At 48.4% G+C, this 14,242-nt stretch carries 15 protein-coding genes; 4 read left to right on the plus strand and 11 right to left on the minus strand.

All coding sequences use genetic code 11. The annotated features are described in order from the left end of the window. Positions 1 to 8: 8 nt before the first annotated feature. The 5 genes from JW883_12545 to JW883_12565 form a co-directional block, all read right to left on the minus strand. Entirely contained in the window at positions 9 to 1,397 is a 1,389-nt protein-coding gene (locus JW883_12545; GenBank protein ID MBN1843092.1) for a PAS domain-containing protein, read from the minus strand. 36 nt (positions 1,398 to 1,433) lie between these two features. After that, positions 1,434 to 2,666 carry a hypothetical protein gene (locus JW883_12550; GenBank protein ID MBN1843093.1) on the minus strand — a complete coding sequence of 411 codons (1,233 nt, stop codon included), beginning with the start codon at positions 2,664 to 2,666 and terminating at the stop codon, positions 1,434 to 1,436. Further along, positions 2,663 to 2,884 (minus strand): type II toxin-antitoxin system HicA family toxin, encoded by a 222-nt coding sequence (locus JW883_12555; GenBank protein ID MBN1843094.1) that lies wholly within the window; start codon positions 2,882 to 2,884, stop codon positions 2,663 to 2,665. The genes JW883_12550 and JW883_12555 overlap by 4 nt, the downstream gene beginning before the upstream one ends. Then, positions 2,877 to 3,170 carry a type II toxin-antitoxin system HicB family antitoxin gene (locus JW883_12560; protein ID MBN1843095.1) on the minus strand — a complete coding sequence of 98 codons (294 nt, stop codon included), beginning with the start codon at positions 3,168 to 3,170 and terminating at the stop codon, positions 2,877 to 2,879. The genes JW883_12555 and JW883_12560 overlap by 8 nt, the downstream gene beginning before the upstream one ends. A 111-nt stretch (positions 3,171 to 3,281) precedes the next feature. Next, positions 3,282 to 3,818: a hypothetical protein gene (locus JW883_12565; GenBank protein ID MBN1843096.1), complete on the minus strand. Its 537-nt coding sequence runs from the start codon at positions 3,816 to 3,818 to the stop codon at positions 3,282 to 3,284. A gap of 554 nt (positions 3,819 to 4,372) precedes the next feature. Here JW883_12565 and JW883_12570 point away from each other — a divergent pair. After that, positions 4,373 to 4,876: a hypothetical protein gene (locus JW883_12570; GenBank protein MBN1843097.1), complete on the plus strand. Its 504-nt coding sequence runs from the start codon at positions 4,373 to 4,375 to the stop codon at positions 4,874 to 4,876. A gap of 127 nt (positions 4,877 to 5,003) precedes the next feature. Here JW883_12570 and JW883_12575 read toward each other — a convergent pair whose 3' ends face one another. From JW883_12575 to JW883_12600, 6 genes are all read right to left on the minus strand, one after another. Then, the gene (locus tag JW883_12575; protein ID MBN1843098.1) at positions 5,004 to 6,737 is read right to left on the minus strand and encodes a hypothetical protein; all 1,734 of its coding nucleotides are present in this window, start codon (positions 6,735 to 6,737) and stop codon (positions 5,004 to 5,006) included. Between the two features lie 176 nt (positions 6,738 to 6,913). After that, positions 6,914 to 7,474, minus strand: coding sequence for a hypothetical protein (locus tag JW883_12580; GenBank protein ID MBN1843099.1), 561 nt, complete (start codon positions 7,472 to 7,474; stop codon positions 6,914 to 6,916). 612 nt (positions 7,475 to 8,086) lie between these two features. Further along, a complete protein-coding gene (locus JW883_12585; GenBank protein MBN1843100.1) occupies positions 8,087 to 8,863 on the minus strand; it encodes a hypothetical protein in 777 nt (258 codons plus the stop codon). A gap of 18 nt (positions 8,864 to 8,881) precedes the next feature. After that, positions 8,882 to 9,313 (minus strand): hypothetical protein, encoded by a 432-nt coding sequence (locus tag JW883_12590; GenBank protein MBN1843101.1) that lies wholly within the window; start codon positions 9,311 to 9,313, stop codon positions 8,882 to 8,884. Positions 9,314 to 9,365: 52 nt separating this feature from the next. Further along, positions 9,366 to 9,599 (minus strand): HypC/HybG/HupF family hydrogenase formation chaperone, encoded by a 234-nt coding sequence (locus JW883_12595; GenBank protein ID MBN1843102.1) that lies wholly within the window; start codon positions 9,597 to 9,599, stop codon positions 9,366 to 9,368. A gap of 49 nt (positions 9,600 to 9,648) precedes the next feature. Next, positions 9,649 to 11,754, minus strand: a complete 2,106-nt coding sequence (locus JW883_12600) for a hypothetical protein (protein ID MBN1843103.1) — start codon at positions 11,752 to 11,754, stop codon at positions 9,649 to 9,651. Between the two features lie 368 nt (positions 11,755 to 12,122). Between JW883_12600 and JW883_12605 the strand changes: the two genes are divergently transcribed. The 3 genes from JW883_12605 to JW883_12615 form a co-directional block, all read left to right on the plus strand. Continuing rightward, positions 12,123 to 12,722: a hypothetical protein gene (locus JW883_12605; GenBank protein MBN1843104.1), complete on the plus strand. Its 600-nt coding sequence runs from the start codon at positions 12,123 to 12,125 to the stop codon at positions 12,720 to 12,722. A gap of 69 nt (positions 12,723 to 12,791) precedes the next feature. Beyond that, positions 12,792 to 13,310, plus strand: a complete 519-nt coding sequence (locus JW883_12610) for a hypothetical protein (GenBank protein MBN1843105.1) — start codon at positions 12,792 to 12,794, stop codon at positions 13,308 to 13,310. Positions 13,311 to 13,587: 277 nt separating this feature from the next. Continuing rightward, the coding region (locus tag JW883_12615; protein MBN1843106.1) for a hypothetical protein at positions 13,588 to 14,242 on the plus strand (655 nt) is incomplete at its 3' end.

A 14,242-nucleotide genomic window follows, 5' to 3' on the forward strand; every position in this document is an offset into this window, starting at 1 on the left:
ACGTCTGCTTATGCAAGGTTTTCACAGAAAAATTCAATCCTTATCTCAGTCCCTCGATTCTCTTTCGATTCAAGGGTCATATTCCCCCCCAAAAGGCGGGTTCTTTCCTCCATGCCAAGCAGCCCCAAACCTTTGTTTAAAGCTTCGCGAGTGTCAAATCCTGACCCGTCATCTTCAATGCGCAAAACAATTTTAGAGTCCCTTTTCTTTAGCTCCACAACGGCGTGAATGGCGCGGGCGTGCTTCTCAATGTTGCATAAGCCTTCCTGAACGATCCGGTAAAGGGCTGTTTCCACATCCTTATTCCCAAGCTTACCGGCAAGACTTGTTTTTAGGACAATGCGAATACCGGTCCTGGCGTCAAAATCCTCACAAAGAGAACGCAAAGCAGGGATCAAGCCCAGGTCATCCAACGCAGAAGGCCGTAGATTCATGGCCAATCGATCCGTTTCCCGGACTGTCTGTTCCAAGAGCAATTCAGCCTTGGACAAGTGTTCCATGGCTGTATGCCTGCTTTCTGTCAACCCGTCTTTGGCCAGGGACAAATACAAACCCATGGTATTCAATGCCTGACCAATCCCATCGTGCAGTTCCCGAGAAACGTGTTTCCTATACTTTTCATCAGATTCTCTGATTCTCTTTTGGAGTATTCTGGTTTCAGTTACATTCCGTATGATCTTAACGCCATAGGCGACATCACCTCGTTCGTTTCTTATAGGATACCAGGAAGTCTCGTGATAGCACAAGTCGCCTTTCCTGTCCGTAAACTTGACCATGTTACACTGGGTTTGCGTCAAAGCCACAGGAGAGGTAACGGGGCATTTCCCTTGCTCCAAGAGACAGGGTTCACCCAGGCTCTTGAATACTGCAAAGCAATACTTGTTTATGACCTGTTCCCTTGTCACCTCCCTTCTTCTTAAATATGATTCGTTTACTTCCACAATCCTCAAATCCTTATCAATGACCAGGATGTCCTCTCCAATGCCGTCTATCATGGTCCGCAAGAAATCCCTGGTTTTCGCAAGTTCCTCTACAAGCAGAGATTTCTCTTCTAAATAGCTGCAAACTTGCCAGAAAAAACTCGCGTTAACATGATCTATGACTTGGATGTGGGTTGGCTTGGTTCGAATGATGGTGTCACGAACCTCATCGGTTCCAGTGAGTTCAATGATAAACTTCAGGTCTTCAAGGTCGTAAAAATCTTTGTAATCCGTGGTGGTAAATATCCCCTGTTGTCTTGCAAATTGAAATCCCGCGGCTCCTTCATCAATATCGGCCACACCCACTATTTCTGGCATCTGAACATCTTCATGGGCAAGGAACCTCTGCAAAACGGCCAAACAGGCAGCGCCCCCACCTACAATTGCGATTTTCAACCTTTTGGCTGGTACAGTCATTGCAATCTGCCGGCTAAAATAAACTTAGGCGTTCCCCTAAAACGTAGGCTCATTATTGCATGGCCCCGCCCCGTAAAACCTGTATCCATGACCGTGACATACCCCACAGCCCCCCCACTGATCATGATCAACGGGAATGTTGTGGCAAGTCTGGCAGGTTGCATACCAATCTGCGATCTCATCGCATGTTCCAGTATCTTCAGCAACAAGCACACCGTTTATCCACCTTCTGATCAGATGCGGCTTCCGTTTAGCGCCGTGGGGTTCATGGCAGTCTGTGCAGGAAAGTACATAGTTGGAATTCGCTGAGTCCACATAAGGGGCCTTTAGCGTTCCCTCAAAGGCAATGCCCTGATTACAGGTATTGGCAAGATACTCGCCGTGTCTGTCTGCAGTCCAGTCAATCGCCTTTACAGTTGCGCCTCTCTCTTGATCATATTGTGGATCTTTGTGGCAATCCAGGCAGAAGGTCACGTAATCCGGCATATTGGAACCGTCGGAAGTGGTATTACCCGCAGGCTCAAATGGTCCATTCTCGGGGCTCCATGGTCCATTGCCGTAATACGGGGCCTGATAGTTATTGTAGGAGCTCATCCGTTCGTCTATATCATCACCCCAGAGATTGTTGTGGTCAGAGGGTCGCGAGATGGCGGTCTTGAGCTTGCCCTGCGCAATCTCTACTTCCCAGTCCCTTTGAACCAGATGAGGATTGTGACACCCTGAACAAGGATCAGGACTGGAGCCAAATCCCCATTTACCTTCCATAAAATCCCGGATTGCTTTCAGGTCGTGGCTGGACCCGCAATTGGCAAACTGTGAATCCAAGGCACAGAATTGTTCCCGTATGTTCGCGTAATGCTGTGTCGCACCTCCAAAATTGACACTATAAGGATAATTGACCACGGCCTGACCTTCGCTGTTCATACCTCTGTGGCACCAGTAGCAAAACAGGTCGCACCGGGTGGTAACAAAATCATAAAAGAGCGCGTACTCATGGGGGCCCAACACTTCGCCGCCTATACTTCCATGCTGCTCGTGACAATGGGCACAATTGCCCGTTGCGTACCCGACCGCCGCCGTTCTATCCCGATTGACACCATATGTGCTGCTACCGTGGGCCGAATCGAGATAAGGCCCGGCAAAACCCGGGTTGACCGCGTACAACAGTAATGCCACTGTTGCCGTCAGAACAATAAGCGCCAACCTATGAATTCTAAACTCGAATGTCCCACGTATCACAATATGACAGACCTTTCTCGCAATACTCAAGAATCACCAAGCCACTCATCTGTTGGAATCCTAGCCTGTTTAAGTATTTCTTTTACCAATTCTGATGAAATCTCTTTGCCATGCGGATTTGGGATAATCTGCCTGTATTTGCCCCTCTTCATGTAGCTATGCTTACCCCCTCCGAAGGGGCCTTCAAAACCAAGCTTATTAAGCCTTCTTATCAGCTCTGCTCTTGAACAGGAAAATATCTTAGCCATAAGTTGCTTTACTTAAACCTTCCTTAGCTTCCAACTGCTCCATAGCACTTGCCAACTCCACCCCATTGACTACCGGGATTTCTTCGCCTTCTCTTAAGCCAACTGTAACCCAAAGCTCTATGGCATCTATGAGATTGTCCCGCGCATCTTCAAAATCATCGCCTTGTGTCATGCAACCCGGCAAAACAGAGGTTGTTGCCACAACACAACCAGTTTCAGCATCTCGTACGTATTTTGCAGTTTTAAGGACTTCCCTTACATACTCTTTGAAGCCAACGTATTTCATCGTTCCCCCATAATATTACTTGCCCATCTTGCCCCTGGCGGCTTGAAAACATGTATCGGTTGTCTGCGTTTAAATAAACACCAATAACATCGGACCCAACATCCCTGAACGTCACGAACGCTTCCACACCTCCAGGCAATAATCAAGGAGTGACGTAAGCCTTGGTTCTAATTCAGCCCACGTATCATATTCGTCCCGGCCAAGCATAAACACAAGATCTACTGCATAGGAAGACTTGTTTCCTGAACTGTCAGCTTTTTCATGAACATGATCTGTAACAATGCAACTTGCACCCCGGCCCAGGGAAAATACATATGTATCAGAGGTGCGTTTTGATGAGTAAAAACGAAACGGGCTGGTCACACTGTAGCTTGCCCGTTGATCTGAAGGACGCTCACTTTCCCCTATCATAAACCCGGGAAATGGATGAACGCCTTTGTTTTTGCACAGATCAATTCTTTGCTGTTCCTTTTCGTTCAGGAAAAAAATCGACAGGACCTGCTGGCTGCAAATCGCCATCCAGATGCCTGTGGATTTAAGGACTTCAGGCAAGAAAGCCTGATCATCGTCCATGTGGTCCGCAAAAAACGCCTGGACTATTTCCACCGCTTTCTGAGTAACTTCCTGTGTTGTTACAGTTTTTTTCACTGCATAGCCCAAGGGAACGAAAAGAAGTTTATTCTTTGAATTGTAGTGAGACACGACAATTCAAAAACCACACTCTCTGATCTAAAGGCACTATACCTTCGAATTATTAGCCTAATTATGCCTTTCTTTTTGTTTTTCGTCCTCTCAACGCAAAACAAAAAAACTCTTAAACTCTGAGTCCTTTGCGTCTCAGCAGTGGGACATAAGTTCTTTCTGTCAGAAAAAACACGAATTTCGTTGATAATAAACTAAAATTTATAATACCGTTTCACAACTTATTTTACAACCAAAATCATATGGACTCCATAACCTGGTCAAAGTCACAATAGCCCCGTTATCTCAGTGCCTTCGTGTCTTTGTAACTAAAAAGCTCAAAAAACCCCTCGTCAAGATCGGCCATTCATGGTATTATAAAATTTATTATGGAGAGCACTCAGTGTCTCTAGTGAGTGAAACGAACGGGCGGTGCATATTCGACCGCAAGACAAGAAGCTGGAAAATGGAATCCATTCCCTCCTTCCAGTAATAAACTACAGATAAGAGGTGATGTTAAAATGAAAATAGCCATTTATGTAGCATTTGCCGCGCTGGTCCTTGTAGCATCCATCTTTATCCTGAAACCTAAAAGCGAGAAGCCTGACACCACCGAAACGCCGAAGGTAACCAGTCACATCGCTGACACAGACGTATCATCCCCGGCGCCTGCCGCGCCTGGCGAGAAAAAGCCTTCGACCGCAATACCCGCAGAAAAAAAAAGCAAGCGAACCCAAACTATAGCCAAGCCTTCTGAGCCCCCTGACAAGGCTCCCAGACCCTTCGATTTCTCTGACACAGAGCAAGACTTCGTCCGAGCACAAAGATCACCCTTTGATACGTCCGAAGCGCCAACGTTTCCACCCTTGCCATCCACCATGGACGATGACTTTTCATCCTTTGCCGATTTTCCCACAAAAGGCATCGACGATGACGACTTCGGCAACGATGGCCTCAGCAGTGATATGGACTTTTTCCGCAAAGACGAACTCGAAAAACCACTCGATTCCGGCGAGCTTAGATGACCTCCAAAACAGGGCGAAATCGGCTGGGGCAAAATCAATCCTGCGGACTGGTCATTTTTGTAGAGGATCGTCTATGAAGCTTCAGTGACGTTGAGAAAAATCGGGGATCTCCCGCACCCTACCGAGGCTACTCGGGCTGCCGAAGCTTCACCATCACCACACCATAAACCGATAAATCCATGACCTTCTCAAACCCTCCACTGCCGGTTCCACCATCTATCATTTCGAGCTCCGGTCCGGAACCGTAGTAGCTGTTGGAGTGACCACCGTCTATGAGGTAGATTTCATAGTTATAGGAGGGAAAAGGCACATTCTCCACCCTGAGCGTTACGGATTTACTCAAGGTATAATCCGGATCCCATGGATTATCGGGTACCACATAGTATGTTGCCAGCAAAGAGACTGCATCTGTGTCTTTTGTGGCAATGGCGTATAGATCAGACTGCGAACAGATTGCTGAAATCTGCTCGGCATTTTCTCCCAACATGGAAAACAGCTTGAAGGCATTAAAACTGGCCTTCGGCACATTGCTTCCATCCAAAGTAAAAAGGCTCCACCCCCCCCCATATCCATTATCATCGTAGTAAGGTTTGGAAGCAAGAAAGTAATACGTTTGCCCGTCGGTAACGCTATTGGCAATGTCCATGAGCCCTTTCGTCACAAACGAGGCCCCATAATGTGTATCATGTCGCCTGTCCGGGATATGGTTTACATTCCATTCCGTCAGGAAAAGCTCATTTGAACTAAGACCTTCTTCAGCCATGATTCTGTACAGATTGGATGAAACAAAAGAATAGGGCGAGCGGACGGCCACCTGGCCCCATTGCTCCAAGTCTTTGAGGTAGTCGTAAATATCGTATAAGAAGACCCGCACATAATCAGGCGGAAATCCCTGCGCTTCAAGGTCTTGCTTATAGAAATACTTGATCACAGATTCACTAAGCGGCTCATAGGGCGCCATCTTGCCCAGCATGGATGACAAGACTTCATCAACCCCGTACCAATGCCAGGAATAAAAGCCCATGGGCTGATTGTAGAATCGCAAGAAATGGCAGAGGTACCTGGTCCACCATATACCTGATATATTGGGGACTATGGCAGGCCCACCGACTACAATGTCCGGCTCCGCCGCTCTGGCGCCCATGGCGGTATACTTATATACTCGGAGGAAGTTTTTCATGACCTGAAAGGTATTATGCCGGAGTCCATTCACTGCGCAATTATAGACAACTTCACCATCGACCAAACAAGGCATCTTTTGCATGTACCACGTTGATCCGCAATTAGGCTCACCAAAGACCTCACAATAATCGATCCTGTTCAAACCAGCGTTCTTGAGCGACCGGAATCCGGCGTACACCACCTTTGCCCACACGTAATAATCTTCCGGAGGATATTTCGCATAGTTAGGCAGATTATTGGTGACCACATTTTCGTCTATTGAGGTGGAGAGCCATTTGGGAATGCCGTATACCTGCAGCACGATTTTGCACCCGTTCTCGGCAGCCAGGTTGGCATTAGCGATGACATCAACGGCCTCGGAGGGGGCTGTCCCTTCAAGGCGGTAGTTGCTATATGTATTTGTATCCGCATCGCACTCCACTTGGTCCATTCTCAATTTGAGTCGGTAAAGGTCCGCACCGACTTCACTTCTGAACCGTTCTGAAATCTCGGTTGGCCCCCAGAAATTGATGCCGCCGGCTATGTTGTCGAATACCCCCTCGTTTACTGAAGCATCCACTGTGATATCCGCAGCCAGTGTACTCGATGATGCAACCAGAACCCAACCAACCAGGGTAATTAAGACCACTCTGAAGCACTGCACCCTATGGGCCACAAACTCGCTTTTTAATAGCTTCATTGTCGACTCCCTTTGCACTTCCCCTGATTAGAAGCACGGCTTTCATCCAAAGAGTGAGAAACGGTAGAACCAGATCCAGAAAAAAGCACTGCCCCCCTCTCCTGCAAACATAAAAAAGGACAGGGAGCTAAATCACCTGTCCTTTTCAGCCCTCTGAAAACTGCAATGTTCTGACATTAAGGCGCCTTGACAACGCCGGTGCCATTAAGCCCACCCAGGGCGGCTTCACTCCATGTCTTGAAATACTGAGACTGCCAAATGAGCTCTCCAGGAGGAATCTCCGTAGGCGTGCTGTAAACGACCTGCTTGACCTCCACGACCGGGGCGGTGACACTAGGCGCGGTATAGATCCTGAAAGAAAACTTTTCGCCGGCGGCGAAGCCCCATGGATCTACTGTGGCTCGGGGGACTACCATACCAAGGGTAATCCAGCACCATTGATTTCCGGGCAGGATGTTGCCGGACAACAGACCTCCCCCGTTATAGAAGGTCCCTGCATAGACTGAGACTCCGTATTTATCAAAAACCTCGATCCAGACCCCCATGTTCCTTGAAGGGTGGCTATTGGTCACCACGATCAGAGTATCCGCCTGCAGGGTTTGGGGTCCAACCGTTTGCTGCAGGTACCCGTCATAGGAGATCATCCATGGCGCCCCAAACGGCGGTGCCGCGACGGCTGCCCCCGCAAAAGCAAACACACAAACCAGTGCCAGGCCGATGGCAAATTTCTTGTACATACGTCTCCTCCTTTCCGTGGGGACACGGCTATGTGGCAGGGCCGTGTCAAAAAGGCTTCATCCAAAGGTTCAGACATCACCTCCTTTGGCCGGCCTGCGCAAAAAAAAAACAGCTATAGCTAATAAGGCCGAACCAATTATTCCATAGAAACCGGCGGGGCAGAGGTCTAAGCCAAAGCGTCATTTCCAACCTCGCATCGAACCGCCAGGTTTTTACGGGCAGCGCCCTAAGCGGAAGAGCAGGCTACATTTAAAATAAACAAGATGGTGAACGCTCTTTTCGGAAGACAATATCTCTTATTGGCCGAGACGTTTACTACGCCTTGCATAAATTGTCGTTTTTGTCAATAATGGGATGTTCCACTTAAGATAGACAATAACCTTACCAAGCTAACAATATCAGTGGAATTGCCACTAGGTCCTATAATCTCAATTGGTTAGACGATGCACCATAAAATCGGGGTCAAAAATGTGGTTAATGCAGCTTATACTCTTAGGAAAATGAGTGACAAATATTGGATTAAAACCATGCCTCCGTCTTACCTCCCGAGTAGCCCCAAAGGCCGGAGGCTGCGACTCTGCGGTAAATAGAGGCTGAACAAGCAGACTCTACTAGTGAAGAGGTTCATCATCTTCACCCTTCATTCCGTAAGCTCTGGCATCAACCTCCATCCTTACTCCCTGAAAATCGATTTCCAGATAATTGGCAAAAGCTACTCTCAAAAACTCTGTGGCACGACGCCTGAGTTTTTCGAAATCCTCAGATTCAAATCCATACTTTTCTTTGATCTGGGCAAGTTTTTTCCCGGGATCTGGCTCTTGGAACCCCTCATCAACATCAGAGCGGACAATTGACAAATTATAGCTGAAAAGTTCTTTGATTGCCTCGAAATAGTCCCCTTTCCGCTCTTTATAGTTGTTCAAGCTATCCCCCCATGTGTCGGGGTTCTCAATCTGGCCCTCAATCATCTGGCGAAAGTTCTCAGAGGGAATTAAGGATTCCAAAATATCGTAGTTCTTCTTAAGTACCTTCCCCATCAGGACCTCATTTCCAGCCAAGGGGGACACCACTTCGGCAATGACATCCTGGGGTTCTATGCCCAGGTTGCCACACTCAAGCCCCAGGTCCGTGTGAAGCCCTTGAAGACGATTCTCATCAAGCTCTTCCTCATTCGGACGGACCGACGGAAGCTGGATGCCGGTCTTTATTGAGCGATAGATCATAAAATTGACTATCATCGAAATCAGGTACGAAAGCCTGTAAGCCTTCCCACCAGCCACCCTACGTCTCTTCAAAAAAGCTTTCGTTTCCTCTTCCACGGGCTTCTTGATGGCCTCTTCCAGCTGACGCTGCTTTCTTTCCTTTTTGAGCCTGCTCTTTTTTCCCAATGAGTTACTCCTTTGGTCCTACACCCCTCCACATCCGCCCATGGAACCAGAGATCTGCATGCTAAGCTCCTTGCCAAAATCCTGTGCCCGACTATTCAAAAAATATCGTATGATTTCTTTGTGAATATTATCGCCAAGGTTGATATCACTGAGCCTCAAGCACATGGCTGTCTTGTTTTCAGGCACATCACTCCAGTCCAGCTTCTTGACTTCTATGTTATACGTATGTGACAACTCTTCCGCAGTCTTTATAGAACCATAAAAACACAAACTCTCCTGCTCACATCTCACCCAAAAAAAGACCTGATCCTTATTGCCGTCAACTCCTTGTTTTTCGGACATACGCACACGATGCACACGCTCTCCGGCCCACTCCACGTCATGGTCAACCTCTAATTCTAAACCCCAATCCTTTGCAAACTCAATGAGTTGTTCAATCGTGTTCTTCATCTTGTCACCTTCTTTCGATCTTCGTCAGGCAATCACCTGAGGCCATGCCTTTTCAGTCAGGCACAACGTCGATTACCCCCATTTCCTTCCATAGTTCCAGCGACAGCTTTGCGTCCTCCGGGTTAATCCGGTGCAGGGCAAAGCCGGCATGAATCACCACGTAGTCGCCCAGTTCCGGCATTTCATCCACCACATCGAGGCGGGCCTCCTTGGTGACCCCTCCAAGCTCGGCCACGACATTGTCGCCGTCGATCTTGATCACTTTCATCGGCGCTGCAACACACATAAGTACTCCCTTCTTTGCTTGTTATACGTGCCCACGCCGTTATGCTCTCTTAAGGACAAGTATCGTGCAGGATCTGAATTGTCAGTGCATTGGTTGCCTTGCCGTCTTTTACCACCCATACGACAATATCGTCTCTACCCACAGCGCCGTCGGGCACGTGAGGCTTGTCTACGCCTACCTTGAGATTCATGCTATCCCACCGCACTCTGGGCAATATAATGCCCTTAGTCAAAGGATCCACTGCATACTGGCCGGAAGTGCCAATCCTGACGACATCACCGGCCTGCTGGCTCGGGCCGAAGTTTTGCCCATAAATTGTAAGGATGTTATTCACGAGATGTGTACCACAATAATAGGAGCGCTCAATGCTCTCTGGGCTGAGTTTATAAAGCACGGATTTGCTCGTAAGCTCGAAATACACAGGATCACTGCTTACCACCTGACAGACGGTATCACCGGCGCTAAAATCGCCGCTACTGTCTTCGTCCCCAAAGCAAATACTCTTCACGTAGACTGAGTACACACCCAGACATAAATCCTCACACCGCCGAATCAGGGGTTCATCCAGATCTTGGATAAAATTGCGCTGCCCTGTGTTGGCGTCTTTCCGGTCTTCATACACATCTCCAAACATGACCTGAAACTGCGTATCAGCCCACTGCCGGGGGCCAGAGTACTTGGTAGCCGTGTAAGTGCCGCAAGAAGCCACAAAGTCAACCACGTGTGTTAGGCCGGTGTACCCATCGGACGCCATTAGCTCACGCCGATTCTCAAAACCACCGCTTCCCGACAGCGTTAGGATCTCACGACACGGCCCTGAAGCCGGAGAGACACTCAGCAGGGTGGGGTAATCCCTCAAAGAAAAGACCTTAAAAGGACTGCTGTTTCCTGCCTCAGTCATAACCGCCACATAGTAGTTTCCGGGGGGAAAGGTCCAGCACCGAAGCTTCCATTCAATCCGGTTCTCCGTCCATGAATAGATGGGAACATCCACCCATTCACCCCCGGAGACGGGCCTGATCTTCACGCTTCTTTCCGAAGTGCGCTCAGGGCCAAAGTATGCGCCACTCATGGTGACAATGGTATCACAGATTCCCGCAATGGGCGACATGTCCTGCAAGGCAGGCTTGGATTGAGGGATTTGCGGATTCGAATCCGGCAACCTGTCCCCATGACATCCGGCGCACATTTGGTTCTCTGTAAAGCCTGGAGTAGCTTCAGGCGCGTACGGACTAGTTGCATCCCGTGTCCTGTAGACAACAGGATCGACGTCCCTGGTCTGCGTGTTTGTAGATGGCACATGAAAGCCTGCCGCTTCCCAACCATCCGTGTCACGCACATGAGGTCCTATACTGTGAAGGCTATCAGCGCTGTGACAGGCCTCACAATACCGGATAAGTTCCAAATCATAGGGGTCCCAGTAAGGATATCCGGGGTCTTGAGAATGACACTGATAGCATCCTGCATACACATTTCCCTGGAATCCCATGTGGTGGGTCTCAAAATTACCGTAGATGGGATTTGAGTACTCTGAGAAACCACCTGAACTACCGTAGTGTTCATACGTTGAGGGGTGGCCCGAATCATCCGGACCTGTGCCTGGCACCCTGTCCTGAAGCCAGTGACAGTTTTCGCAGCTAAAAGGCGTTGGAGTAATTATTGACGGTGGATAAGCTGAAGCATTCTCTGGGGAACGCGCATCAACCAGATTGGGATCATGGCAGGCTACACAATTGCCGGAATCCGACAAGTCCGTATTATGATGCCACCCATTGATCTGCAGATCATCCCAACTATGGCAACCACTGGTCATACAGTCCCTGGTTACTGCAACGTAGGGGGGCTCTGGGGTCACTTCATGGCAGGGTGTGCATAGACCATCCTCCAAAACCAACTGGGTCAGGTGGTGACGGTCGGCCAGACTGTTACCATGGCAACCGCGACAATCAGATTCGTCCAGCTCCCAATACATCGTGTCGTAAACCCCAATCTCCTGAGGCACATAATCCATGAGCGGCTTTGGACGATTGTGGACGGCATATTGAGCCCCCAACCTCTGAGGCAGGACACAAATCATGACTAAACCGACCATAATCATTAAAAATGTCTTGTCAGCTTGACGCCATGGCAGATGATCTTTCAACTCTGTTTTCATTATTCTTCCGCCTAGCCCTAGGCATTTCTCCCCAGGTTTAACCCTGGCATAGTCCATGCTGCCAAAATGCACATTTTGTGCCCATTGTTATAAAAGTCAGCTATCTTGCTTTAATAATGACATATTTATTAAAAAACAACGTCAGCTAAAAGCTCCATAGGACACATAACCTCACGGCAAGGGTAATAAATTTCCCACATTAATTCCAAATGTTTACTCATCCACATTCAGAAGTGGTAAAATCTTTCACAACATACCCTTGAGCCGCAAGCCTCACCAACGCCACTGGAAAAGACTTGACTCAGGACCCATCTGTGATAAAAAATTTGGTTTATCAATCTGCCAAATTTGAAGGGAGGATACGGGAAATGCGAAACCTTTTTCATCGAAGCAGTGTTACAGCAGCATTCTTAGTCTTTATCATGCTTGGTTTTTTCAGCGCCTCGGTTGCAGGCGGCCTCGACATCGGTCGTATATCGCTAAAGGGTCTTAAAGGACTACATGTGGCCGTAAGAACACTAAAACCGGAAATCCAAAACGAGGGGCTGACAAGAAAGATAATTGAAAAAGATGTTGAGTCAAGGCTCAACGATGCGGGAATTAAGACGCTGACTGCCATGGAATGCTTCTCTACTGCAGGAGGGCCCTCGCTTGATGTGGATGTCAAGGCTTCCAAATTGAAAAGCGGTTCTGAAAAATCTTCGGGATATATATACACCATTGACGTACGCCTGGCCCAAGGCGTAACCCTGGATCGTGACTCCATGATCGCCCTGCATGCTGATACGTGGAAGACTCAAGACTACGGGCAGGTCTCCAAGCTGGAAGAACTTAGAAACAAAATAAAAGAAAAAATTGACGAATTCGCCAGATCTTATAAAGCGGCAAACTCGGATAAAGCGGCCCCCGGAATGAATGAACCAAAACCCGTATTCACCGAACCAGAGACCATACCCCGAAGCAAGTAAGAATATCGAACACCGAACAAGGAATAATGAATGCTGAATAAGGATGTCCCCTAATTTTCCACAGGTACTATGGAGCTGTCCGACTTCCCGCAACCGTTCATCGCCGTCGTACTCCTTAAGATTCACGGCGCGGACCTCGCTGTGCCACCCGACAAGGGGCCAGTTCGCGGGATCTCCCGCTTCTCCTGCATAAAGTGTCCACGCATGCACAGGGTCTCTGACTCCGCGGGACCGGTGGCCAACTCGGTGACCATAACGCCACACACCGTGTTGCCTTCCCTACCGTCTGACGAGGTCGGCACCCCGGAGTGGGTGATTTTGGAGCTCAATACCCGGCCTGTGGAACATCCCGATCTGTCGGGGCGCTTGCCCCTGTCAACGCTTCACGTGTCCCGCGTGGCGCGGGATTGCCCGCGCATGACTCGGGGCCATGATGGTTCAGCTACTCCTTTCATGTGGGGCTTTTGCATCCCATACTCTATGGCGGTTTATCCCGGCGCTTTCTGGACGACCCGTATCCATCCCCTTATGATGAGGAATTTTATTATCCAATTCTTGGGCGCCGGACTCTCGTTTCACTGGGTTTAACACTTTGAAATTAAGAGCAAAGACAATCACCTTGTTTGATAGGCATGATTCTTGCGTGATAAATGGGGCGTTTTGTGCACGACGTAGGCGGGATACCTGAGCAACAAGCGTAAGGTCATCTCTGACAATTGGGGGAATGCGCTGCAAGAAAGACACGGGTTGAATTGGAATGTACTCAGGCAGTAATCACTGACGGTTTCGATGCGCATGTCAAATGTGCGATAAAAGGGTGAACTTAGGAGCTTCGCCCCAATTGGAATAATGGAATAGAATGAACATGAAGACAAAGACTATTGCGAAATTCATCTGTTTAATACTCGTATTGTCTCTTGTGACCTTTCTTGTCATTCTGCGATCCACCAAGGAAGCAAAAAGAGAGTCTATGAAGACTGAAAAAATTGAAAAGGTACGAAAGGGGGCCTTACCCGAACCACCCATAACCCAAGACCCAGTACAAGAGGAGCTCTTACCTCAAAAAGAACCATTTGAAGAACCAGATGAAGCCGAAACGGATATCATAGAGACTGTTCAAGGACGTGTGACCGGTACTGAGTATATCTGTACGGATATGATACTTATTGTGGATGGTATACATTTGGAGGAGGGATCTGTTAACTTGTCCCGGATTCACATTGGCGACCTCGTGGAAGCGACTTACATAAAGAAGAAGGCTGCGAAGATTATAAAGTCCATTGAGGTCCTTGAACCAGCAAGAAATAAGCTCCCACCCCAAAAAGAGCCATTGCAAGAACTAGAGGAATCACTGGAATGGGAGGTGCCAACCCAAAAAGCGCCATTAGAAGAACCAGATGAAGCCGATATGGAGATCCAAACTGAAGAAGAACCATTAGAAGAACCAGATGAAGCCGATATGGAGATCCAAAAGACCATGCAAGGACGTGTGACCGGTACTGAGTATATCTGTACGGATA

The sequence above is a fragment of the Deltaproteobacteria bacterium genome (assembly GCA_016930875.1).
GTDB lineage: Bacteria > Desulfobacterota > Desulfobacteria > Desulfobacterales.